Raw genomic sequence first — 24,544 nt, 5'->3', positions numbered from 1 at the left:
CTAATATCCTTTATTAGGATCAACTTTATTCTCAATTACATCTTTGTTATTGAGAAAATATTCAAGATTTCTTTCAAAAATATTTGTCGCTTCTCGATTAATATTTTTATCATTGCCTGTAATATGTGCAGTAATTGTTACATTATTTAATTCATATAACGAATTGTCACTATTGAGAGGCTCATTTTCAAAAACATCTAAATATGCATGTCGAATAAGTTTATCTTTCAGTACATTTACCATAACTTGTTCATCTACTATCGTTCCTCTTCCAATATTTATAAACAATGCATCGTCTTTCATCTTTTCAAAATCTCCTCTTTGGAGTAAATGGATAGTTTCTTTAGTTTCAGGTAGTGAGTTAACAATGATATCTGCATCGTCTATCACTTTATCTAACTTATCTAACGAAAAGATTTCATCAAAATGTTCTTTTTCTTTGCCGAATTTACTGATTCCTATTACTTTCATTCCAAAGGCTTGAGCTAAGTATGCAGTTTTTTGAGCAATAGCACCAGTGCCTAAAAATAATAATTTTTCTCCTTTAACTCTTTTACCAGTCAGACTACGATCATATTTTTTAGCAACTTGATTTTTATATGACGTTCTCATTTTCTTATAGTCATCCAATATAAATGCGATAATAAATTCAGATAATTGTTTAGCTTGAATACCTCGCCCATTAGTTAGAATTATTTTTTTGTCATTTATATAATCTAATGGAAGATTATTTACTCCTGTCGCAAACCAGCCTATCCATTTTAAATTTTCACATTCTTCAATAAAGCTTTTATCAATTTTTCCATTATAACCTATTAAAATATCTAAGGTCTTTCTATCTCCTATTGAGACACTTTCTACCTTATCATAAAATTTGAACGTTTCACTAGGAAATTTAGCTCTTAACTCATCTTCTATCTCTTTCAATCTATTCAAGCTGACAATCTTCACGATTAACCCTCCAAAATAGTTTTTAATTCGCTTATTTGAGTTTTAACTTTTACTTTTTCAATGATATCTAATATATATCCATTTTCATCTATAACAAATGTAGTTCGTACAATTCCCATACTTTCCTTGCCGAATGATTTTTTTAACTGGTAAACACCAACTTTATCTGCTAATTTGTAATCTTCGTCTACCAGTAAGTCAAAATTTAATTGGTGTTTCTTTATAAAATTTTGATGTTTAGTTTTAGAATCAGCACTAATTCCGTAAACATCTACACCTAAATGATTAAAATCTGATAAATAATCTCTAAAATCACACGCTTCTGTTGTACATGTTGGTGTGTTATCTCTTGGATAGAAATACAGAATCGCTTTGCGCCCTCTAATTGTATCATTAGTTATTACTTTACCATTTTGATTCTCTAACGAAAAAGATGGAAATTGCTCGCCTTTTTTAATCATGTGTTCACCTACTTCTTAATAGTGTTGGTTTTATGATACGATATTAACTGAAAATATTAAATAAAAAGAGGTTGATAGACATGAATTTCACTGAAAGCGAACGTCTGCAGGAACTATCTAGCGAATATATACTAGGAGGAGTTAACTCACCTTCACGTTCTTACAAAGCAGTAGGTGGTGGCGCTCCAGTTGTAATGAAAGAAGGTCATGGTGCTTATTTATACGATGTAGACGGCAACAAATTCATCGATTATTTACAAGCTTATGGTCCTATAATTACTGGACATGCGCATACTCATATTACTGAAGCCATTCAAGAACAAGCAGCTAAAGGTGTGCTATATGGCACGCCAACAGAACTAGAAATTGATTTTTCTAAAAAATTAAGAGAAGCTATCCCTTCTTTAGAAAAAATACGTTTTGTTAATTCTGGTACTGAAGCAGTAATGACAACGATAAGGGTTGCACGTGCATACACCAAAAGAAATAAAATTATTAAATTTGCGGGTTCATATCATGGACATTCTGACCTCGTTTTAGTAGCAGCTGGTAGTGGACCTTCACAGTTAGGCTCTCCAGATTCAGCCGGTGTACCTCAAAGTGTTGCTCAAGAAGTAATTACAGTCCAGTTCAATGATGTTGATTCATATAGAGAAGCCATTGAATATTGGAAAGATGAGATTGCAGCAGTTCTTGTTGAACCAATCGTTGGTAACTTCGGCATGGTTATGCCCCAACCTGGTTTTTTAGAAGAGGTTAATAAAATTTCTCATGACAATGGAACTTTAGTCATTTATGATGAAGTAATTACAGCATTCCGCTTCCATTATGGTGCAGCCCAAGATTTACTCGGAGTTAAACCTGATTTAACTGCTTTTGGTAAAATTGTCGGTGGTGGTTTACCGATTGGCGGATATGGTGGTCGCCAAGATATTATGGAACACGTTGCACCTTTAGGACCAGCTTATCAAGCAGGTACCATGGCAGGTAATCCACTATCTATGAGAGCAGGAATTGCATTATTAGAAGTATTAGAACAAGATGGTGTATATGAAAAGTTAGATCAATTAGGTCAGCGTCTTGAAAATGGTTTATTAAATTTAATTGAAAAGCATAATATTACAGCCACAATTAATAGAATTTATGGCTCACTCACTCTATATTTCACTGATGAGAAAGTCACTCATTATGAACAAGTTGAAAACTCTGATGGAGAAGCCTTTGCACAATTTTTCAAATTAATGTTAAATCAAGGTATTAATTTAGCTCCTTCTAAATTTGAAGCGTGGTTCCTAACAACAGAGCACACTGAGGAAGATATTGATAAAACTATAGGAGCTGCTGATTATGCATTTAGCCAAATGAAATAGTAAATCTCTCTTTATCTTAATAGCCTGAGACATCAATCATTGTCTAAGGTATTTTTTATTGGCAGTCGAAGATTGAATTGAAATTACGCTTATATCATGCTTTTTTTAATTATAGTCCAGCCCCAACATAGAGAAGTTCGCTCAGAAATTCTATGTACAATGCAAGTTGGGGTTCAGGGCCAGGATGGAACAACGGATTCAATACGAATTCTGTTCCCCGACTTTTTTATTATCTGTGAAACTAAGCCTCTAATTATAAACTTGATTAATTTAGCCTCTCGGTGTATAACATTAATGAATGAGAATATAATTTTTTAATTCAAATTAAATAAAAGGAGCATTTTATTTGAGACTCGGAGCCCGGATCTTTAAAACTGGTATAGCAATTATACTAGCTATGTCTATCGCTTCTTTACTACCAGAAGATATTGGTTTAAAGGCACTTGCTGGTGTCAGTGCAGTAGTTGCCATGCAACCTAGTGTTTATCGCTCTATAAAAACAGTATCTGAACAAGCGATTGGTAATGTTATTGGCGCCTTATTGGCAGTTACAATGGTGACAATTTTCAGTGATAATTTTATCATCATGGGTGTAACGGTAATCCTATTAATTGCTATTTTATTTCAATTTAAACTAGCCCATGTAGCTACTTTAGCAAGTGTGACTGCGCTAATCATAATGGGTCAACACACAGGTTCTTTTTACGTGGCAGCATTTTTTAGATTTGTACTAGTCATGATTGGTGTTTTAAGCTCATCAGTTGTTAACCTCATTTTCTTACCACCAAAGTTCGAAACAAAGATATACTATAATTCAATGAATATCTCTTCAGATATCTTTGTGTGGTTTAAGTTAGTACTCAATGATACATCAGAATTTCATAATATTAAGCAAGATGGAGATCAACTGAACACACGAATTACTAAACTAGAACAAATTTTTGATTACTATAGTGAAGAAAGACCATTCACTAAGAAGCAAATCTTCCAACAAAATAGAAAGAAAATACTATTTAAAGAAGTAGTGGGAACGACTAGACAAGCATATGAAGTACTTAAACGAATGTCTCGTTTTCAAAATGATCTTCATCAACTTAACAATCAACTGTTATTACAGATCAAATTAGAACTTGATTCTTTAGTAGCTGTTCATGAACAGATTTTTAAAAGTCTATCTAAAAAAGCAAAATATGATGTCACACAATTTGATTACGAAGTTGATAATCCACAAAAGAAAAATTTAATGGATGCTTTTCAACAACAATTGATTCAACAGCCCCATCAAACTAAATATTCTTATACAAATGTTATGCAAATTATAGCTACAATAGAAGAATATAGATATCATCTTGAGCATTTAGACCGCATTCGTTTAAGTTTCTTTACTTATCACCGTTCAGATTCTGACATCGATATATCTGATGAAGACTTTGATTTGTAAGTTGAAAAAATCACCTATTACCTGTTAAGTAATAGGTGGTTTTATAATTTAATGATATTACTTTTATTACAAACCTTGAATACTATAAAGATGTTCATAAGCGCCTTGTTTAGCAATAAGTTCACGATGTGTGCCAATTTCAGCGATTCGTCCATTTTCCATAACAACTATCTTATCAGCATGAGTAATTGTGGATAATCGATGTGCTACGATAAGCGTTGTTCTATCTTTACTTAATACGTCTAAAGCTTCTTGAATAATGGCTTCACTTTCCAAGTCCAGTGCACTCGTCGCTTCATCAAGAATTAAAATTGGAGGATTATTTAAAAATATACGAGCAATCGATAGTCTTTGTTTTTGACCTCCAAATAATTTTACTCCTCGTTCTCCAACTTCAGTATCATACCCTTCTGGTAGACTCGTAATAAAATCATGTGCGTTAGCCATTTTAGCAGCTTCTATAACTTCTTTATCATTATAATTATCGATTAAAATTTCTCCTTCTGTAACATTGTAAAAACGTGGTATCAAATTAATTAAAATAGATTTACCTCCACCACTCATACCTACAAAAGCTACAGTTTCACCTTTATTAATGATTAAATTGATGTCATGTAAAACTTCATGTTCATTTAGATTATATTTAAAACTTACATGTTTTAATTCAATTTGCCCACGTTGAATCTCTAAAGGCTGTGCACCGATACCATTTTTTATATCATAATCTTCATCCATCAATTGAAAGACTCTATCCATGGATGCAAAACTTTGAGTTAATGTTGTAAATGAAGAAACGAGCCTTCTAAGAGGACCAAATAATTGCTCCAAGTACCCAACAAATGCTGCTAGTGTACCGACTGTGATTGATCCTGATATTGCTAAATAAGATCCAACTCCAATAACAATAATCGGACCTAAATCTGTAACTGTATTAATTGCTGCAAATGAGTAAGCATTCCATCTAGTATGTTGAAATGCACACTGTAGAAAATGACGATTACGATGGTCAAAATTTTGAGCCTCATTATCTTCAATTGCAAAGCTTTTGATTACAGACATTCCCTGCACACGTTCATGTAAAAAATCTTGCACTTCCGCTAATACTTGTGAACGTATGCGAGTTAATTTTCTAAGTCTACCAAAGAAAAAGTAAACTGTAAGAATATAAAATGGAAAGATGAAAATTGCTGCAAACGTAAGCCTAACATCAAGGAAGAACATAATTGATAGTGCAATGATAATTGTGACACAATCTAACCATATGTTCATTAAACCAGTTAATTATGAAGTCTTTCGTTTGTTCCACATCATTAATGACACGAGAAATCACTTGCCCAACTTGGTTATTAGCATAGAAACGAGCACTTAGTGCTTGTAAGTGATTATATAATTGCTTACGTATGTCATATAAAATTTTATTACTTGTCCATTGGGCTAAATATTGACGTATAAAATCTATAGGTGGACGCACGATTAAAAATATAAATAAAGCTATACCAATGGCAATTCCAAGATGACTAAATTTCTCACTATTAGACAAAGAATGGTTATTAATCACGCCGTCTATAGCGTATTTAATTAATAAAGGTATGAGCATCGGAATTCCAAATTTAATGATACCCACCGTAATTGTTGCAATAATACGATATCTATATGGTTTCACGAACTTTAAATATCGTTTTATCATTCGTGTTTCCCCCCCTTACGTTAAATTCATTTTAAATAAAAATGAATAGAGGTTGGACACATTTCATTTGTACACTCTGAAACCTTAAAGTAATACAAATGATAACGTCTCAACCTCTGATACATGGCGACACTCTATATGATGTTATTTAAATTGTATTGAAAATTATATTGTACTCATTTAAAGAAGTTACAAGTATAAAGATTAGCATCTAAAAATACTTTCTCAATATAAAACATTTGTTAATAATTTACATCTTTTTTGCTTAATAATTTCTTATTTTCTTATAACGTTGTTTCCATACTTTAATAAAATCTGGTGCAAAAGGCCCTTTTTTCTGCTCAATCCACTGTTGTAGAATATCAACGTTTCTTCTTAAAATAACATCAATGTCATGCGGATAATTCATTTGATCCATATGTTGCTCATATTCATCTTCGTCTAATAAATGATATTTCCCATTCGGATAAGCTTTAATATCCAAATCATAATCAATATACTTGAGTGCTTCTTCGTCGCACACAAAAGGTGATGATAAATTACAATAATAATAAATACCATCTTCCCTAAACATACATATTACATTAAACCAATACTCTGAGTGAAAATAAACAATCGCTGGTTCACGAGTAATCCATGTACGTCCATCACTTTCAGTAACTAACGTGTGATCGTTACCTCCGATAATCACATGGTCAGTTCCCTTTAAGATAGTTGTTTCAGACCAAACACGATGAATATTTCCATCATGTTTATAACTCTGAATTTTAATCGTTTCTCCTTCTTTAGGTATGGACTCTTCAACCATACTCCACACCACCTTTTTGTTTTTAGCCAATTAGATTATATCATATTTTATATCAAGAGCTTAACAAATGAAGAGAAGTTCCACAGCTTTATTATTTATTTCTTATCCCACAATGAATTGGTAAATCTTATCCATAGAAACAGGAAACGTATACTGTTCTCTATCATCTAAATCAAACCAAGTGTAATTATCAGGAAGCAAACGATTCGATAAATTTATCGAATTCGGAACACTATAAACTTTGATATTCCACGTCATATGTGTGAATTGATGACGTAATTCAAAAATAGGTGTTTTAATCGTTTCTATTTTAATTCCTATATCTTTCGTGATTTTATTATCAGCAACTGATGCTTCTCTCATAGGAAACTGCCACATACCATTAAGAAGTTTATCCTTACGCTTCTCAAGTAAATATTTTCCTTCGTCATTTCTGATTAAGAAAACTTTCTGATTCAATGTCCTCTTTTTTATATTTTTAGTTTTAACTGGAAGCTCTTGCGTAGTCCTGTTGTGGAAGGCTTCACAATGATCTTGGACTGGGCAAAACAAGCAAAGAGGTGATTTTGGTGTACAAATCAAAGCACCAAGTTCCATCATTGCTTGATTAAAGGTACCAGAATTATCTTGAACATAAGGTTTTAGTTCTGTTTCATAAGCCTTACGTGTCGTTTGTAATTTAGTATCCCGAAAGTCGTTATTTAACCTTGACCACACTCTAAAAACATTACCGTCCACTGTGGCTAAAGGGTGGTTGAATGCAATACTCATCACTGCTGCTAGAGTATAAGGTCCTACGCCCTTTAATTTTTTAAAAATCTCAGGATCTGTAGGTACTTCGCCCCCGTGTTTATGATTGACTTCTTTTATAGCAGTATGAAAATTACGAACACGACTATAATAGCCTAAGCCTTCCCAATATTTTAATACGTCATCTTCGTTGGCGTCACTTAAAGACTTTATGGAAGGAAAACGTGTGATAAATTTGTGATAATAATCAACAACAGTATTAACTTGAGTTTGTTGTAACATCACTTCACTAAGCCAGATATAATATGGATTAGTTGTTTCCCTCCAAGGCATATCACGTTGATTTTTGTCAAACCAATCAACAATATTCTTTTTAAACGATGGTTCTTGATACATGCAACTATTCCTTTCTATTAAATGCTTACATTTTAAAAGTTTGATAATGCGATTAACTATTAAAAACAACACTGATTGAAGTAAGTTAATTTTGTTATTCATACTTTTAGATTATAATATATATTAAATAAAGATGAAAAGAGTGAGCAATTATGGATACAGCCACGCATATTGTCATAAGTGTGAGTCTCACTGCATTAGCAACGACAGATCCTGGAATGGCGGGCTCTTTCGCTGCTACAGCCACTACTTTAATTGCAGGATCATTAATACCTGATGGTGACACCGTTTTAAAATTAAAGGACAACGCTACCTACATTTCTCATCACAGAGGTATTACACATTCAATACCTTTCACTATTTTATGGCCGATTTTAATAACCTTTTTAATATTTGTTATATTCAATCATACAGATCCTTTACACGTGTGGTTATGGGCACAGCTTGCAGTTTTTTTACACGTCTTTGTAGATATTTTTAATTCATATGGTACTCAAGCTTTACGTCCCATTACAAATAAGTGGATTCAACTTAGTGTCATTAACACTTTTGATCCTATTATTTTCATCATCTTATGCATTGGTGTCATATTATGGATTATCGGCGTTCACCCTTATGTTGCAATTTTTCCAATGATTGGTGTCTTGTTAATCTATTATATTATTCGATTTATGATGCAATCAGCAATTAAAAAGAAAGCACTTAAAAATATTGAACGCTCTCATAATCCTGTTAAAGTGTTTGTAGCACCCACTATGAAATTTCATATATGGCGTGTAGCTATACAAACTGATAAACACGACTATGTGGGTGTTTCTAGATGGAAGAATATAGATTTCACAGATAAAGTTAAACGTCAATCTATGACACCAGACTCATTATTATGGAAAGTCAAAGGTAACAAAGATATATTCACTTTCTTAAATTTCTCATCAATATATCGGTGGCAGACAACACCTTTAGAAGATGGTACAACTGAAATTAGATTAATGGATTTGAGATATCTTAATAAAGGGCACTATTCATTTGTAGCTATAGCGCACTTGACTCATGATAATGAAATAGATCATTCATACATCGGATGGGTCTTTAGTGAAGACAAGTTACAACGTAAATTATTTTCACAATAGAAATATCAAAAAACTAGGCACCCTACTATTGCAATTCGCGTTTTAGGGTGCCTTGATTTTTAAAAAAATTAATTCATTAAATTTACAGAGCAATTATTTTTTATCATCATTAGATTGTGACAAACCATGAGAATCATCAGTCAGTTGTCCTTCATTACCTTTCATTTTCTTATTGTCTTTAGCTTTAGAGCTTTCATAACTATTATTTCCATGATTTGAAATCATCTCGCTATCAGATAAACTTCGATATTTATCAAGTGCAATATGTCGAACTAATACGTAATTAATAACACACATCATTGCCATAAAAAGAATAATATATATATGGTATGGAATGTTGCTCATACTTACTGAACCGAATACAACTGACTGTGCACTTCCATGTACGAAATAATAGAGTGGATTGATCATGAGAATATGATTCAGTAAATTCAAGTGCATTTTCGGAATAAATAAAATTGGAACCATAAAGAAACTTATGACACTTATTATAATAAATACAATATCAACATTCTTAAAAACATATTTTAATAACCCGAACATCACTGCTGAAATGCTAATAAATATTGCACTTATTACTAAATAGTATAAAAGCGAAAGTAATGACGTTTCAAAATTGACTGGCTTTAAAAAAGCAATGATTAACCCCAAAATGAACATAGAGATCAACGCTAACATCGCGATAACTATTGAAGGCGTTACTGAAGAAACATGGAAGGATTTCATTACTATGTAATCTTTAACATAGTATCGATATCCCAAATAGATTGAAAGAGTTATTATGCTAAAAATAATTAATGCAGCTACTCTAAATAACCATCGCGCTTGAATAATGTCAGTAGTATGATTAAAATTAAAAAATCCTTCAATAGCTAAAATCATAATGAGACTAACGATTAAGCTTATCGCAAACCATTTCCAAGATTGTTTAAATCTTTTTTTACAAAAGCTAATAAGATGTGGAAAGTTTTTAATATACATTATTAAATTATCTATCATTTTCACACCTACAATTCAATATATATCCATTTGTCATCTTTCATATCTGCAATGAAGTAACCACTACCTGATTTTGTAATCCAAATATCTTTTTTGATATGATATTTTTTCTTTAATTCTGTTTTATTTTCTATAGGAATAACAAAACCTGTTAATTTATCCTCATCACCAAAAATCATTTTTATAGGTTGTTGTGTTATTGGTACCACATTGCGACTATCTTTAGATGGAACAAGTGTTTTAGTAACTTTATCATGTTCTTTGTGTAAATGACTGTTGAAGTATTCTACATAAGTACTATAATTCGTTTTAATATATGGAGATAATTTTTTAAAGCTATGTGATTCATATAGACCAGCCGGATTAAAATAGAATAACTCATTTTTTTCTATACCGTACATTTTATGATCCATTTCAATACGATATTTTTTGCTATTTTCTCCAGTAATAGTCATTAAACTATATTTAGGTAATTTTACATTTTTAGAGCCACTTAAAGTTACTGATCCATTCAAGGCTAACCCGTAAGCTAGTTTATCTTCATAAGGATCTTTACTTTGATTTTGAATTGACGCTTGCGTATTATTATCATCAATGCGAATTCTTCCCAAATCATTAAAGAATAAGATACCCATTAATGCTAAACCAATTAAAAAACTCACAGATAATGTCCAGAATCTAACTAAAAAAACTGGAGGCTTCGCATGATTATAACGTTCTATTCTTTTGAAATTATAAGTCATTTCAGGTGTACATGAACGATTTTTTTTCCAATCATAATCAAAATTCTCAATTTCAGATGTAGAAATAAGACTTAAACGGTCTTTTTCATGCTCTCTAAACATAGGTAACACTTGGTTTAACGATCCTTCTTTACGTATTTGACCGTGTGATACCCACGTAATATAATTGCTCGTTTCACTAATTTTATCAATATCATCATCTATTAGAACTAATGTTTTATTTTCTTTTATGTAATCATTTGAAAGTTCAATCGCACGTTTAAAAAATGTGTTGTCTAAATATGTTAATACATGATTGAGTACGATAATAGCACTTTGTGATGTACGAACAATACTTAATAACAATTGTGCATATTCATTATTTGATAGCGATGAAATTTTATGTTGTAATTGATTTCCTAAATGTGCCCATTGAATAATTTGTTCAGCTTTATGCTCACTAACTTGATATGGAAATAATTGAACAACGTCATTGATATAGCTTTGAACTGTTTGATGATTGACGTATTTATCTTCTATATCTCCATAATAGAGATTATCACTACATATAACTTTACCTTTATCTGGTTTTACAGCACCACTTAAAATTCTACCAATTAGAGTTTTAGAGGAACCTGGTTCTCCAATTATACCTAAGGCTTCACCTTGATAAATATGCAAAGAAATATTATTAAGGTTGATATCCTCAGCATCATATCCAAAAGGTTGATACCATTTTTTCGACTTTTTGTTCCTATAGTAATGTGTGACCTTAAGTAATTTTAAAACAATTGAGCTTCCCATTGATTAAACATCCTTCTAAATTTTTAATAATGCTAATGGTAAACCTTCTTCTGGTTCAGCGCTATTAATTCTGAAACCCCAAGCAAAAACACCTTTTAATCGTTCAACTTTAAAGAATTGTTCGCTGCCATCATTAAGTTTATATATTTTTCCAATTTCAACTTTATTATGATCAATCAAATAACTCTCAGCTACTATGACCTTACTTTGATATACATTATACTCATTCATAATGCCATTTATTTCGGCTTTACACATTTTTTCTTTAAATGTTTGAATTTCATATCTTAATTCTTGCTATGACATTTCACTCATTTTCTTCTGTCCCATCAGATATACCGCTCTCTTCTAATTTAGATTTAATTTTATCATATTTATAACCTTTTCTCATAAGTGCTTCTATCGTTTTCATGATTAATTTATTGCCATCATATTTTCTACAATTTTTATTATAGACTTTCTCTAAATCACGTTGCAATAAATTATCTAATGTCTCTTCATCTTGAAAAAAATCCAACTCGTTCATAACTATTTGAATAGCGTCAAGGGTATATCCTTTACGCAATAACGATTGAGTAACTTTTTGTTTTACTTTTATTTCATGCCCCTTTTTTAACTTTAATATCTTTTTTCCTACTTTAATCACATCATCAAGCGGTTGTTGTTGTTCATATAACTGAGTATAATTGTCAATTACTGTTGGTTCTATACCTAGTTGATACAATTTTTGTTTATAGATTTCTGGACCTTTTTCTGTTGTGTTAATCATAGTATTCTTTAAACTCTCAGCGTAATCTTCATGGTCTATGAGCTTCTCTTTATAGCAAAAGTCAATCACTTGTTGAATAACATTCAGATTCATTTCATATTTTTCAAGATATTGACGTACTTCTTTCTCAGTCCGCTTTTTATAAGATAAATATTGAATTGCCATATTAACACCACGGCGATAGAGGTCAAACTCTTGAATTTTTTGCATATCTACCTCTTCAAGTAGTTGATCTTTTTTCAAATTAAACTGAACTAAGGTATTAATATCTATACCCATTTCAAATTTTCCATCAAGATACAGATTAAAGCGTTCTTTATTGTTTTTTTGTACTTCTATTTTTGTGACTTTTGGCATTCAATCATCCCTACTTTTTCTATAAAACTTTTCATATTAAGTAACTTTATTATGGCACAATCTCACTCAATTCAAAAATGAGTTAATTTCATAAAAGAAAATATTAATAAAAACATGAAAAAACGTCCTACTTCTGTTATAAAAAAGTGGACATTCAACATTCTGTTAATTACCTAATTGCGACATTGATTCTTTATATTGAGCATCGGTAATATAATCTTGTTGTTTCATTTTTTCTAAATTTATTTTTACTCTATTAATAAAATTATTTGACATATCGTTAACGTCATAAACACTTGGCGCATTTACCTTACTCGCTAAAATTGCACTTTGTAATACACTAATTTGATTCATGTTAGAATTATTTTTATTCACAGTTGCACCAAAATAATGATTTGCTGCACCTTCAATTGTATATTGGTCATCACCATAATAAATATTATTCATATAAAAGCTTAAAATTTGATTTTTATTATATTGTCGTTCAACTTTATGAGCAACAAATAACTCTTTAATTTTTCTTGTGAATGAACGTTCATTATCGTAATAACAATTCTTTACTACTTGTTGAGTAATTGTACTACCACCTTGAACATCTCGATCACTGATTGTAGAAAATAACGCTCTTGTCGTACCTTTTAAATCAAAACCATGATGCTTATAAAAACGTCCATCTTCCATTGATACAAATGCCCCTTTAACATATTCTGGCATATCATCTACTGAAACAAAATCACTTTTATTTTCTATAGTTTTCAAATCATCTACGTTTGCTCTTGAGGATAAAAAATACATTGCGCCTACAAACAGCGCTATTATAATAAGAATAGCCATTGTAACTTTTAATAAAACTCTTTTACTTCTTTTCTTTTTTGGTGGTTTACCTACTGGTTGATAATACGTATTATAATGAGGCTTTCTTATATCATAACGTTGCTTATGATACGAATCCGCATATTTTTCGATTCTTTTCATGCATTAGCTCCTTTTCTTAAACTCACCCTCTTAAAATGAGTGTACCAGTAGTTGTATTGATTAGCTATAGGTAAACCTAAAAATCAGTCCTAGGGTGTATCAATATTGGTAACAAAAATAAAAAGCTGTCGACTTTAGTCGACAGTTACAAAGCAATTATAAATAATAAACCTAATTATGCTTCTAATTGTTTAACAATTTCTCTATTGAAATCATCTAAATCATCTGGAGTACGACTTGTCACAATATTTTTGTCAACGACTACTGATTCATCAACAACTTGCGCACCAGCATTTGATAAATCTTTACGTACGTTAATAACTCCAGTAATTGTACGTCCATTTAAATCATCAGTATCAACTAATACTAATGGACCGTGGCAAATGGCGAATGTTGGCACATCATTTTTAGTAAAGTACTTAGCAAATGTACCGTAACGACCTTCAGCATCTCCACGTAAATGATCAGGTGAGAAACCTCCAGGAATTAATAATGCATCATAGTTTTCAGGTTTAGCATCAGCAATACTTACATCAACTGTTGCTTTTTCACCATGTTTACCAACAACTTCATGTTTAGCAGTATCACCAATAATTTCAGTTTCAAAACCAGCATTTTCTAAAGCTTCTTTAGGGCTAGTTAATTCTATATCTTCAAATTCATCTGCTAGAATGATTGCTACTTTTTTTGTCATAATTCAAAATCACCTTTCTCTATTTTAATACTAATAGTAATATAGACAATATGACTATGAATTAAACATACTAACCATACAAACCTTTTAATTAATCTCATACTTATACAAAAAGTTTTCCATCCCTATAACCTAGACAGAAAACTTTCATCATTTGCATACTTTCTATTTTGATACTTGTTTAACTTTTTCTTCTAATTGGTCAAGCAAGCCAATCCATTCATCAATATCTTCAACACACACCCCATCAGGATTGACATGGTCAATATCTTCAATAAATTTATTTAATCGTGTCTTAATTTGGTCTATCGTTTGTTGTTCACTCATTAACAATTAGAACTCCTTTTTAAAGATTTTCCGATATTAACATCCTAACAGAATTTGACAAAAAGCGATATAATCATAATAATATTTACTGTACTTTTTACATATAATAATAAACAAAGTAGATGGAAAGTTTATTTTTAGGAGTAATAATCAATGTTAATAACAAACAAACAACCTATTTCTATCAACAATGACCCTTGGGAAGCTTATAACGATGTTTTAGACAATGAGAAACTCACGCTAAGTAACATAGAATTCACAACTACAAACTTGTGTAATATGCGTTGTAGCCATTGTGCAGTTGGTTATACCCTTCAAACTAAAGATCCTGAACCTCTACCAATGGACCTTATTTACCGACGTCTAGATGAAATTCCAAACTTAAGAACGATGTCAATTACTGGTGGCGAACCCATGTTTTCTAAAAAAACTATTAAAAACAATATTATACCTCTTCTTAAATATGCTTACAATCGAGGTATTTATGTTCAAATGAATTCTAATTTGACTTTACCTCAGGATAGATATTTAGAAATTGCAGAGTATATTGATGTGATGCATATTTCACATAATTGGGGTACAACGCAGGAATTTACCAATGTAGGTTTTGGTGCCATGAAAAAACAACCACCTTTAAAGGCCAAGCTTAAATTGTATGAACAAATATTAGATAATTCTCGCACCTTATCTGAGCAAGGAATGTTCATCTCGGCAGAAACGATGTTAAATCAAAGTACATTGCCTCATTTAGATAAAATTCATAATGAAGTGGTAAATGATATGAAATGTAGTAGACATGAGGTACATCCAATGTATCCATCTGATTTCGCAAGTCAGCTTAATGTGCTATCTTTAAAAGAAATGAAAGAAGCCATACATCATTTGCTGGATATCAGACATGAAGACATTTGGATGTTGTTTGGTACATTACCTATTTATCCTTGTTTAAAAGATGAGTATAATCAACAACTCTTACAACGCCTTAGAAACGCTAAAAATGTAACATTAAGAAATGACCCGGATGGTCGTAGTCGTTTAAATGTTAATGTTTTTACAGGCAATGTTATTGTAACAGACTTTGGAGATGAAAATGGTACAATTTCTAACATACACAAAGATAAACTCACTGATGTATTTAATCAGTGGTTAGATACAGAACTGGCACAGTCACTTAATTGTCATTGTTCAAAATATCATTGCTTAGGACCAAATGTTTTGGTTAAAAATATGTATTATCCAAATACCGACTTTAAATTAAAAGAAAAAGAAATGCACTCTGGACAGTTATTACAAAAATTATATTAATTATTATTTTCTCTAACATGGGAGTGGAAACAAAATTTGTATTGAATTCGTTGTCCCACCCCAGCAAGTAACCCCAACCTGCACTGTCTGTTGAATTTCAGAGTGAAATTCTCTTTATTGGGGCCGCAGACTATAGACAAAAAGACTGATATAAGCACGTTTTCAATTCAGTCATCGGCTGCCATTACATTAAAAAGCTTGAGACATCATTGTCCCAAGCTTTTTAAAATTACTTATGTAGAAAATTAAAAAAGGTCATAAATTAAGCTCTATTGCTTAAATTACAACCTTCAAAACAATTATTTTTCTATATGTCTAACTTTAGATAAATATTCAATTGTTTTCTTACTTTCTGAACGTCTTTCTTTACGTCTAGCAACACGTTGTGGTGCACTTTCATGGAACCATTTTTCAACATCTGTTTCTGGATAAACGTCTGGCACAGTGGTAGGCTTACCTTCATTATCTAATGCCACAAATGTTAAAAAGCTAAGTGCTGCAAGGTGACGTTCATTGTTATAAACATCATCAATAACAATTTGAACACAAATTTCCATTGAACTTGTGCCAGCATATGAAACCATAGCTTCATATGATAAAATATCACCAGTTGTTATAGGTCTTAGGAAGTCTACAGAGTCTGTTGATGCAGTCACAACAGGTTGCCCAGCATGTTTCATAGCTGTAATCGCTGCAATTTCATCGATATTAGCCATTAAGGTACCACCAAACATTGTATGATGATGATTAGTATCTTGCGGAAAAACTTGTCTGGTTTTTACGCATTTGGCTTCAGACATTGCTTTACTTTTTCTATTTATATTTGACATCATCGATAATCTCCCCAATTTTTATATTCTAGAACACAAACTCCCAATAATGAATAATTACTGTTAGCTTATGATTTTCCTTTTATTATTTAGCCCAATTCCCATTTTCGAAAACTAATTCTTTAGTTCCGTCTTGTAAAATTCCATAAATTGTTAAATCAGAACTTCCAATCATAAAGTCTTCATGCACATTTGAGTCATTTAAGCCATTGGCGATTTTTTCATCAGTAGTCATTTTTGTACCACCTTTAATATTAAAGGCATATGCAGAACCTATAGCTAAATGACAAGATGCATTTTCATCAAAAAGTGTATTATAAAAAATGGTACGTCGATTGGATATAGGCGAATCATCAGGGACTAATGCAACTTCACCCAATCTATGGGAACCTTCATCTGTTGCAATTAAATCTTGAAGAACATCTTCCCCTTTTTCAGCTTTGACATCCGTAATTACACCATCTTTAAATGTTAAGGTAAAACCATCAATAATATTACCATTCAAACTTAAAGGTAGTTTATTTGTTACGTATCCATTAACATTATTTCTATCAGGTGCTGTGAATACTTCTTCTGTTGGTATGTTAGCAATAAATGGTTGCCCATCGCCATTGACGTAACTCGTAGCATCTTCCCAAATATGACCTTTTGGTAAACCAACGACCAAATCTGTCCCTTCTGAAATATAATGTAATGCTTGGTAATTCTTCTCTTGTAATCTTTGAGCATGTACACTCAATGTCTTAACATGTCTCTCCCAATTTTCGATAGAATTATTACCGTCTACACGTACAATATCAAACACTTCATCGATGAACTTTGAATATGCTTCTTTTTCATCTAAATTTGGATATACGCGACGTGCCCAGTCATTGGTAGGAAAAGCTGCAACAACCCATGGAAATTGATTCTTTTGACTTGCTTCCATGTATGGTTTAAACCCTTTGGAATACTCGGCTTGATATGCTTTTAATTTACCAGGTTCAATACCATTTAATAAATCTGGATCTTCAACTATAAGAGCTAAATTAGCAGCTCCACGTTTAACATAATCCAATCGTTCTTCTATATCGTATTGCTTCACATCATTACTTTCAAAATGTTCGACAGATTCATATTCAAATTTTAATCTTTTTAAACGTGGATCAGTATAGTTAACACGAACATCAGAAGCACCAGCTTTATATGCTTCTTCAACTATTAAATGTGTTAACTCTAAAGCTTCAACTGATGAACGTATGAAAACAGGTTGATGTTTTTGTACATTCATTCCTACCTTAACTAATAATTCAGCATATTGTTTTAACTTTTCATGGTAAATTGTCATATGTATCCCCCTCAATCTTGTCTTAGTTGTCCTAAATGATCAGCGATTGCCGTAACCTCACTTGGTGAAAATGAGTCTTTAGACATTACAAACTCACGAATATCGCTTATTTCATGATGACTTGACGATTTAAATTTATTTGGATCAAGCAATCCCTGATTTACAATGTTTAATTTTTTTCTAATTTCTGCAATCATTGCTTCATTTGATAATGACACGTGATTCACCTCTTTAGCTAATATTCTATCAAGTTATCATATTTTCTTAAATTTTAATAGAAAATGAGGTTAACTACTTTCTAATTGTTTAAATTCTCTTTAAAATGGGGATATAGATACATAGTTTGGAGGAATACAAAATGGTAGACGTAGCTTTTGTATGTCTCGGTAATATATGTCGATCTCCAATGGCTGAAGCGATCATGAGACAAAGACTGCAAGACAGAGGCATTTCAGGTATCAATGTTCATTCTAGAGGTACAGGTAGTTGGAAATTAGGCGAACCACCACACAAAGGCACTCAAAAAATATTGAAAGAACATAATGTTCCTTTTAATAATATGGTGAGTGAGCTTTTTAAACCTACTGATGATTTTGATTATATTATCGCAATGGATCAAAGTAATGTAGATAATATAAGACAAATCAATCCATATATTCACGGACAATTGTTCAAATTGCTTGAATTTAGTAATATGGAAGAGAGTGATGTACCAGATCCTTACTACACTAATAATTTCGAAGGTGTATTTGAAATGGTACAATCATCTTGTGATAATTTAATAGACTACATCGTTAAAGATGCGATTTTGAAAGAGGGGTAATCAACTATGGAGAATAAATTAATTCCAGGTATTTTAATTGGTGCTATTATCGGCGGTGCAGCTACACTTGCTGATAAATCCACTCGTCGTTCTTTAAAACAATCATTTAAAGAAGCAAAAGAAGGTAATCGTTCACGTAAACCTTCAAAAATCAGTAGTATAAAAGACGAAGTGATGTACTGGAAAGATACGATTGAGGAGATACGTCGAAACAATCCTGAATTAGAGCGTTCTATTAAAGATGCGAAAGAAACTTTTGTCAATCGTAAAAACCAACGCTTAGGCAAATAAATTTAATACACAATGTATGGATGTTTTGAGTTAAACCCTCTCATACAAAGTATGAGAGGGTTTATTTATTTAAGATACATATTTTAAATATAAAATTTTCATACTTTTTTTGTTACAAAAATACATAAATTTGTCTTTAGTGTTTCCTCTATAATGAAATATATTTAAAATTTATACGATAACTATTGTGTTTCAAAGTTATTTGAGCCAAAATATTCTATGGAAAACTTAAATAACTCTACATGTTAAGGTGCATAATATTAGTGTTATTATAAAATTTACAATGATTGTTTTAATTTTGTAGTAATTTGGGAATACTACATTTATATCGCTTTTTTTGAGCAAAGGAGATTGTTATGTCAAAACAAGAGAAAACAACTTCAAAGTACCTTAATTCAGTCGTCAAGGAACAAGAAAAACACAAATCAAAAAAACATCATAAAAAAGATAAACAAATTGATGTCGATCGAACATATATTGAACCTCAAGAATTTCAATCCAAAGCACCTAAAAAAAAGAATCAAGTATTCTTTGTGTCTCGTTTAAACAAACCAGCAAAATATACTAAGGATTCGAATTTCTTTTCATACTTAATATATAGAATAGGTAAAGATGATGCAGCTGGACTTGCAGCACAAATGACTTATCATTTTGTTCTAGCTTTATTTCCTATGCTTATCTTTTTACTAACTTTGTTAGGTCAGTTTATTAATGTGAGCGCTGCACAAATTAATCAGAAAGTAAACCAATACATTACAGATGGGAGTATCGCTCATACTATTTCTAAAATTATTGAAGGTATTTCTAAAAATTCAAGTGGCGGAATTCTTTCAATAGGGTTAATATTGGCAATTTGGTCTGCATCCAATGGTATGTCTGCGATTATTAACTCATTTAATGTCGCTTATGATGTAGAAGATGCTAGAAACGGAATCGTACTTAAATTACTTAGTGTTCTTTATACATTAGTTTTAGGTGCCGTATTTGTAGTGGCAGTAGTGCTTATTACACTAGGTCCAGTAATAAATAAATTTTTATTTGGACCATTAGGCTTGGACCAACAAATTGAGTGGATATTTAATGTAGTGAGAATCGTCATTCCACTTATAATTATCTTTATTATTTATACAGTTTTATATTCAGTAGCTCCATATGTTAAAACTAAGTTGCGTTCAGTACTACCGGGTGCATTATTCACATCTGTTATATGGTTATTAGGATCATTTTTATTCAGTTGGTATATTTCTAACTTTAGTAATTATAATAAAACTTATGGTAGTTTAGCCAGTATCATTATCTTAATCTTATGGCTATATATTACAAGTTTCATTATAATTATTGGCGCTGAAATTAATGCAATTATTCATCAAAGAAAAGTGATTAATGGTCACACTCCAGAAGAAGCAGCAATTCAACATGATGATCATAATCAGAATCATTATAATGAAGATTTAACATATGAATACAACAATAATGCGCCAACTGGTCAAAACGAAAATTATTATATTGATGAAAAAGCTAATCAAAGACATAGTGAAGATAGTAAACCAATTAAAGATAAAATCGTTCATAAGTTTAAACACCATTATAAAAATAATAAGAGAAAATCATAATTTTACACATATTTAAGGCGAAAGACATGCTTCCTTATGTACTTTCGCCTTTATTGATTATTGAATAAGATTATGTTGAAAAGCATAAATCACTGCTTGTGTTCTATCTTGGACCTCTAATTTACTTAAAATATTACTTACGTGTGTTTTTACGGTTTTAATTGTGATGTGTGATGCACTTGCTATTTCTTGATTAGAGTGTCCTTTTGCAATGAGTAGCAATATTTCCATTTCACGTTCTGTAAGCATTTCATATAATTCTGCACGTTTTTTCATACGATTACGCATTTTCACTAAAACTTCAGGTTCAAAAACTGATTCTCCTTGCGAAGTTTTACGAACAGCATTAGCAATATCACTTGCACTTGTTGTTTTAAGAATGTAGCTATCTACACCTGCATCAAGGGCGCGGTATACTTCTTTATCTTCAATAAAACTTGTTAGCATAACCACTTTAATATGCGGTAAATCCTTTTTAATTTGCGTAGTTGCCTCTACACCATCCATATCTTCCATAAGTAAATCCATTAAAATTAAATCTGGTTTCAACTCATGAGCTTTCTCAATTGCTTCTTTACCTGAAGCCCCCTCTCCTACAACCTCAATATCTGGTTGAGTTGAAAGATAACTAGAAATACCAATTCTGACCATTTCATGATCATCTACAAATAAAACTTTAATCTCCACTTTACTCTTCCTCCTTATTCAATGGTGCTTTCACTTCTATTCGCGTACCGGAATCAGGCAAAGATACGATATGAAACGTTGCACCGATTTCTAAAGCACGTTCTCTCATGTTTTTTAAACCATAACTTTGTTCAAACTTTTCATGTACATTAAAGCCTTTGCCATTATCTTGTATTCTTAACAATAAATACTCTTCTTTATTAAATAATTCAACAGTCACCTTCGTGCCATTTGAATGTCTCAATGTATTAGAAATGGCTTCTTGTGTAATTCTAAATAAATGGTCCTCAATGCCTTTAGGCACCTCAAAATCTTGGATTTCATGTACTACTTTCATAGGAACTTTCTTTTGAAGATCAATCACTAAATCTTTAATACCTTCACCTAATGACTTATCCTTTAAACCAATTGGTCTTAAATGTAAAAGCAACGCTCTCATCTCAAGTTGTGAATCTTGAACCATTTTTTCTAGAACAGGAATTTGTTGATCCAGTGGAGGTTCTAACTTTGATTCTTTAATAGCAGATAACATCATGCTTGCAGCGAATAATTGCTGACTCACTGAGTCATGCAATTCTCTCGCCAGACGTTGACGTTCATCTTCTATTATTTTTTTCACTTTCACATCATTAATATTATAATTTTCATTTGTCAGATTTTGCGTTTTCATTCTAAGACGATGTAACTCTTGATTTAATGGTACTAAAGTATGGTAAATCTCTAAAGTTTCACTATATAACTCTAAATTTTGATTATTAATACCTACAGTCTCTCCCTCAATAGACCTTTCAATTTGGGATTTTATCCACGTATTTTGTTGATTAATTTTATACGCTAATACTGTTCCAACTATAATACATAGTAAAATAATTAATATATTTAAAAATAAAAATACAGGAATTCCAAAGATTTGAGTATAAAACATACCTTGAAAATAGATAATATTAACAAAAACCTTATCAATAAATAAAAAAGCAGTGAGCATACTATAAACAAGTATAAGCATAGAACCAATAGCTCTTAGATAGTGATTCATCTATAAATCACCTCTACGTCTCCTATAAATGTAGAAACGTAAACATTAACTGTATAATTATCATCTTTTGTTTTCTCTTCAATTTGAACATGATTGTTTTCTATTTTATGAGACTTACCATCTACATAAACTGTACCGTAAAAAGCAGCGGTATGTAAATTGATGTTATAATTTAACGGAATAATTACTTGTACTTTCCCTAATATATGACGGACTACTATTGTGTTTGTTTCTTTGATATTAGCTGCTTTTGTCATATCGATGTGAATATCACCAATACCATGTTGAATTTGTACATCCTCCCACTTATAAACATAAACCGGAGTGCGTTGTTCGCCAAACCACTTCTGTTTAATAAATATTGGAGATGTAATTTCTTCATCTGTAGCTATTACATTTAAAGGTTTAAACTTGTACACCAAGTAACGAATAATTAATACGACTAAAAATATAAAGAGAATAATTATTGTATACTTATTGGATAGTAGTGTAAAAGAGATTAACAATACACCTATCCAAAAGGACAGTAAACCTCTAACCTTATGAAAGTATACGTAACCAACATACACGAGCACACATCCTAATAATAAGACAAGTAAAAAGCCAATTTTCTCAAAAAATATATAATAAAAATTAGCAATAATCATTAAAGCAGTAAAAATAATCAACATTTCTGTTGATATATATTTGTGTGTCATGCTTCGCCACCTTTCTATGCTACAGTACTCATATAATAAATTAAGTTAAATTCTTTTTCTGTAGTTAATTTTTCTTTCGATTGTGAATGTAATCCTATTCTGCCATAATAAGCCTCGATAGCATCTAATTTTGTTTTAATATTATCAATTTCTTGATCATGGATTTCCTCAGCACATTGAATCCCTTGATTATTAACAATATCAATATATTTATTTTCTAATGACATTGTAAGAGTGTTAATTAACTTCTTAAATTGACCTCTTTTTTCACTAAGATAATTAATATAATTTTCTATATTCTTAATTTTTCTATCCAGTATCATTTTATATTCTTCGACACTATTCTTAATTATTGATTTTAGAAAATGTTGTAAATATAAATCCATAAAATTCATAGTATCACCTCGTCGTTAACTAAGGTTTATTATAAAACAATTCCGAAACCTAACGAAATAGGCTCCGGAACCATATTGAGTTCATACTTTAGTCCGACGAAAACGGATACGGTTACATTATTTTTGAAAACTAGTCATCTATTTTTGTAGTTAGTACAGGACCATCTTTTGTAACAATCACTGTATGCTCAATTTGTGCTACAAAACTTTTATCTTGTGTTTCAAAAGTCCATTCATTTTTTCCCTCAGTAACAAAAGTTGCACCTGTGGAAATGAATGGTTCAACTGCTATCACTAGTCCTTCTTTAAGTAATGTTTTATCTTTAGGATCATAATAATTCATTACGTGATTTGGAGCTTCATGTAACGATTGACCTACACCATGACCTGTTAAATTTTTAATAACTGTTAAGTCATTTTGACGGGCAGTAGCATGTACTGCTTTACCAATATTGCTTAATTTACTACCAGGTTTCACTTTAGTCATAGCATTCTCAAAAGCCATTGTAGCTACATCACAAACCTTTTGTTTAAGTGGACTATCAGATTCACCCACTACAAATGAAATACCGGTATCAGCATAATAACCATCTTTTAAAGCTGAAACATCAATATTAACTAAATCTCCTTCACGAATAATACGTTTACCAGGAATTCCATGTGCTACTTCTTCATTGACACTAATACATGTTTGCCCTGGAAAGTTTTCATCATGAATAGGTGCTGAAATCGCACCGTGTTGTTCAAATAAATCTTTAGCTATATTGTCTAACTCACGTGTAGTCACACCTGGTTTAGTTGCTTCTTTCATTATATTTCTGACTTTAGCACAAATGTAACCTATTTCTTTTAACGCTTGTAATTCTTCATCAGTTTTAACAATCATTTTATCCCGTTC

At 31.3% G+C, this 24,544-nt stretch carries 25 protein-coding genes and 2 pseudogenes; 7 read left to right on the top strand and 20 right to left on the bottom strand.

Annotated features, from left to right (window positions below):
* Both DYE57_RS04590 and DYE57_RS04585 read right to left on the bottom strand, forming a co-directional pair.
* Complete coding sequence (locus tag DYE57_RS04590) at positions 1-951, bottom strand: phosphoglycerate dehydrogenase (protein ID WP_115313050.1); 951 nt, start codon at positions 949-951, stop codon at positions 1-3.
* Positions 952-953: 2 nt separating this feature from the next.
* Positions 954-1,412 carry a peroxiredoxin gene (locus tag DYE57_RS04585; protein WP_115313049.1) on the bottom strand — a complete coding sequence of 153 codons (459 nt, stop codon included), beginning with the start codon at positions 1,410-1,412 and terminating at the stop codon, positions 954-956.
* 80 nt (positions 1,413-1,492) lie between these two features.
* Here DYE57_RS04585 and DYE57_RS04580 point away from each other — a divergent pair, with 80 nt between their 5' ends.
* Both DYE57_RS04580 and DYE57_RS04575 read left to right on the top strand, forming a co-directional pair.
* Positions 1,493-2,782, top strand: a complete 1,290-nt coding sequence (locus DYE57_RS04580) for a glutamate-1-semialdehyde 2,1-aminomutase (RefSeq protein ID WP_115313048.1) — start codon at positions 1,493-1,495, stop codon at positions 2,780-2,782.
* Between the two features lie 346 nt (positions 2,783-3,128).
* On the top strand, positions 3,129-4,223 hold the full coding sequence (locus DYE57_RS04575; protein ID WP_115313047.1) for an FUSC family protein: 1,095 nt from the start codon (positions 3,129-3,131) through the stop codon (positions 4,221-4,223).
* A gap of 66 nt (positions 4,224-4,289) precedes the next feature.
* On the opposite strand, the pseudogene DYE57_RS04570 reads toward DYE57_RS04575, so the two are convergent.
* From DYE57_RS04570 to mutY, 3 genes and pseudogenes are all read right to left on the bottom strand, one after another.
* Positions 4,290-5,910: pseudogene (locus DYE57_RS04570) on the bottom strand (ABC transporter ATP-binding protein).
* 265 nt (positions 5,911-6,175) lie between these two features.
* Positions 6,176-6,718, bottom strand: coding sequence for a nucleoside tri-diphosphate phosphatase (gene ntdP, locus DYE57_RS04565; protein WP_115313046.1), 543 nt, complete (start codon positions 6,716-6,718; stop codon positions 6,176-6,178).
* 102 nt (positions 6,719-6,820) lie between these two features.
* The gene (mutY, locus tag DYE57_RS04560; protein WP_115313045.1) at positions 6,821-7,864 is read right to left on the bottom strand and encodes an A/G-specific adenine glycosylase; all 1,044 of its coding nucleotides are present in this window, start codon (positions 7,862-7,864) and stop codon (positions 6,821-6,823) included.
* A 152-nt stretch (positions 7,865-8,016) separates the two neighbouring features.
* Here mutY and DYE57_RS04555 point away from each other — a divergent pair, with 152 nt between their 5' ends.
* Positions 8,017-8,994, top strand: a complete 978-nt coding sequence (locus tag DYE57_RS04555) for a metal-dependent hydrolase (protein WP_115313044.1) — start codon at positions 8,017-8,019, stop codon at positions 8,992-8,994.
* 93 nt (positions 8,995-9,087) lie between these two features.
* Here DYE57_RS04555 and DYE57_RS04550 read toward each other — a convergent pair whose 3' ends face one another.
* The 7 genes and pseudogenes from DYE57_RS04550 to DYE57_RS04520 form a co-directional block, all read right to left on the bottom strand.
* Positions 9,088-9,993 carry a hypothetical protein gene (locus tag DYE57_RS04550; RefSeq protein ID WP_232619673.1) on the bottom strand — a complete coding sequence of 302 codons (906 nt, stop codon included), beginning with the start codon at positions 9,991-9,993 and terminating at the stop codon, positions 9,088-9,090.
* An 8-nt stretch (positions 9,994-10,001) separates the two neighbouring features.
* Positions 10,002-11,519, bottom strand: coding sequence for an ATP-binding cassette domain-containing protein (locus DYE57_RS04545; RefSeq protein WP_115313043.1), 1,518 nt, complete (start codon positions 11,517-11,519; stop codon positions 10,002-10,004).
* Between the two features lie 15 nt (positions 11,520-11,534).
* Positions 11,535-11,849: pseudogene (locus tag DYE57_RS04540) on the bottom strand (YfhH family protein).
* Complete coding sequence (recX, locus tag DYE57_RS04535; protein ID WP_115313042.1) at positions 11,827-12,645, bottom strand: recombination regulator RecX; 819 nt, start codon at positions 12,643-12,645, stop codon at positions 11,827-11,829. The pseudogene DYE57_RS04540 and the gene recX overlap by 23 nt, the downstream one beginning before the upstream one ends.
* A gap of 165 nt (positions 12,646-12,810) precedes the next feature.
* Positions 12,811-13,620, bottom strand: coding sequence for a monofunctional peptidoglycan glycosyltransferase SgtB (gene sgtB / locus DYE57_RS04530; RefSeq protein ID WP_115313041.1), 810 nt, complete (start codon positions 13,618-13,620; stop codon positions 12,811-12,813).
* 175 nt (positions 13,621-13,795) lie between these two features.
* Entirely contained in the window at positions 13,796-14,314 is a 519-nt protein-coding gene (locus DYE57_RS04525; protein ID WP_115313040.1) for a type 1 glutamine amidotransferase domain-containing protein, read from the bottom strand.
* 165 nt (positions 14,315-14,479) lie between these two features.
* Positions 14,480-14,641 (bottom strand): SE1561 family protein, encoded by a 162-nt coding sequence (locus DYE57_RS04520; protein WP_115313039.1) that lies wholly within the window; start codon positions 14,639-14,641, stop codon positions 14,480-14,482.
* Positions 14,642-14,794: 153 nt separating this feature from the next.
* Here DYE57_RS04520 and yfkAB point away from each other — a divergent pair, with 153 nt between their 5' ends.
* Positions 14,795-15,946: a radical SAM/CxCxxxxC motif protein YfkAB gene (yfkAB, locus tag DYE57_RS04515; RefSeq protein ID WP_115313038.1), complete on the top strand. Its 1,152-nt coding sequence runs from the start codon at positions 14,795-14,797 to the stop codon at positions 15,944-15,946.
* Between the two features lie 299 nt (positions 15,947-16,245).
* On the opposite strand, the gene DYE57_RS04510 is transcribed toward yfkAB, so the two are convergent.
* The 3 genes from DYE57_RS04510 to DYE57_RS04500 form a co-directional block, all read right to left on the bottom strand.
* Entirely contained in the window at positions 16,246-16,776 is a 531-nt protein-coding gene (locus DYE57_RS04510; RefSeq protein WP_115314122.1) for an acyl-CoA thioesterase, read from the bottom strand.
* A gap of 85 nt (positions 16,777-16,861) precedes the next feature.
* The gene (locus DYE57_RS04505; protein ID WP_115313037.1) at positions 16,862-18,103 is read right to left on the bottom strand and encodes an aminopeptidase; all 1,242 of its coding nucleotides are present in this window, start codon (positions 18,101-18,103) and stop codon (positions 16,862-16,864) included.
* Positions 18,104-18,114: 11 nt separating this feature from the next.
* Positions 18,115-18,321, bottom strand: coding sequence for a DUF1128 domain-containing protein (locus DYE57_RS04500; RefSeq protein WP_115313036.1), 207 nt, complete (start codon positions 18,319-18,321; stop codon positions 18,115-18,117).
* A gap of 140 nt (positions 18,322-18,461) precedes the next feature.
* On the opposite strand from DYE57_RS04500, the gene DYE57_RS04495 reads away from it, so the two are divergent.
* The 3 genes from DYE57_RS04495 (at position 18,462) to DYE57_RS04485 (ending at position 20,830) form a co-directional block, all read left to right on the top strand.
* On the top strand, positions 18,462-18,926 hold the full coding sequence (locus DYE57_RS04495; RefSeq protein ID WP_115313035.1) for a low molecular weight protein-tyrosine-phosphatase: 465 nt from the start codon (positions 18,462-18,464) through the stop codon (positions 18,924-18,926).
* Between the two features lie 6 nt (positions 18,927-18,932).
* A complete protein-coding gene (locus DYE57_RS04490; protein WP_115313034.1) occupies positions 18,933-19,217 on the top strand; it encodes a YtxH domain-containing protein in 285 nt (94 codons plus the stop codon).
* A gap of 356 nt (positions 19,218-19,573) precedes the next feature.
* The gene (locus DYE57_RS04485) at positions 19,574-20,830 is read left to right on the top strand and encodes a YihY/virulence factor BrkB family protein (protein WP_115313033.1); all 1,257 of its coding nucleotides are present in this window, start codon (positions 19,574-19,576) and stop codon (positions 20,828-20,830) included.
* 57 nt (positions 20,831-20,887) lie between these two features.
* Here DYE57_RS04485 and vraR read toward each other — a convergent pair whose 3' ends face one another.
* The 5 genes from vraR to map all read right to left on the bottom strand — a co-directional run bounded on the left by vraR (position 20,888) and on the right by map (position 24,532).
* Entirely contained in the window at positions 20,888-21,517 is a 630-nt protein-coding gene (gene vraR / locus DYE57_RS04480; RefSeq protein WP_115313032.1) for a response regulator transcription factor VraR, read from the bottom strand.
* Position 21,518: 1 nt separating this feature from the next.
* Entirely contained in the window at positions 21,519-22,553 is a 1,035-nt protein-coding gene (gene vraS, locus DYE57_RS04475) for a sensor histidine kinase VraS (protein WP_115313031.1), read from the bottom strand.
* Positions 22,550-23,251, bottom strand: a complete 702-nt coding sequence (gene vraT / locus DYE57_RS04470) for a cell wall-active antibiotics response protein VraT (protein ID WP_115313030.1) — start codon at positions 23,249-23,251, stop codon at positions 22,550-22,552. The genes vraS and vraT overlap by 4 nt, the downstream gene beginning before the upstream one ends.
* Before the next feature lie 14 nt (positions 23,252-23,265).
* A complete protein-coding gene (locus DYE57_RS04465; RefSeq protein ID WP_115313029.1) occupies positions 23,266-23,646 on the bottom strand; it encodes a hypothetical protein in 381 nt (126 codons plus the stop codon).
* Between the two features lie 130 nt (positions 23,647-23,776).
* The gene (map, locus tag DYE57_RS04460) at positions 23,777-24,532 is read right to left on the bottom strand and encodes a type I methionyl aminopeptidase (RefSeq protein ID WP_115313028.1); all 756 of its coding nucleotides are present in this window, start codon (positions 24,530-24,532) and stop codon (positions 23,777-23,779) included.
* Positions 24,533-24,544 lie beyond the last annotated feature (12 nt).

The sequence above is a fragment of the Staphylococcus saccharolyticus genome, from assembly GCF_900458815.1.
Classification (GTDB): domain Bacteria; phylum Bacillota; class Bacilli; order Staphylococcales; family Staphylococcaceae; genus Staphylococcus; species Staphylococcus saccharolyticus.
This window is presented reverse-complemented; position numbering and strand designations above follow the sequence as displayed.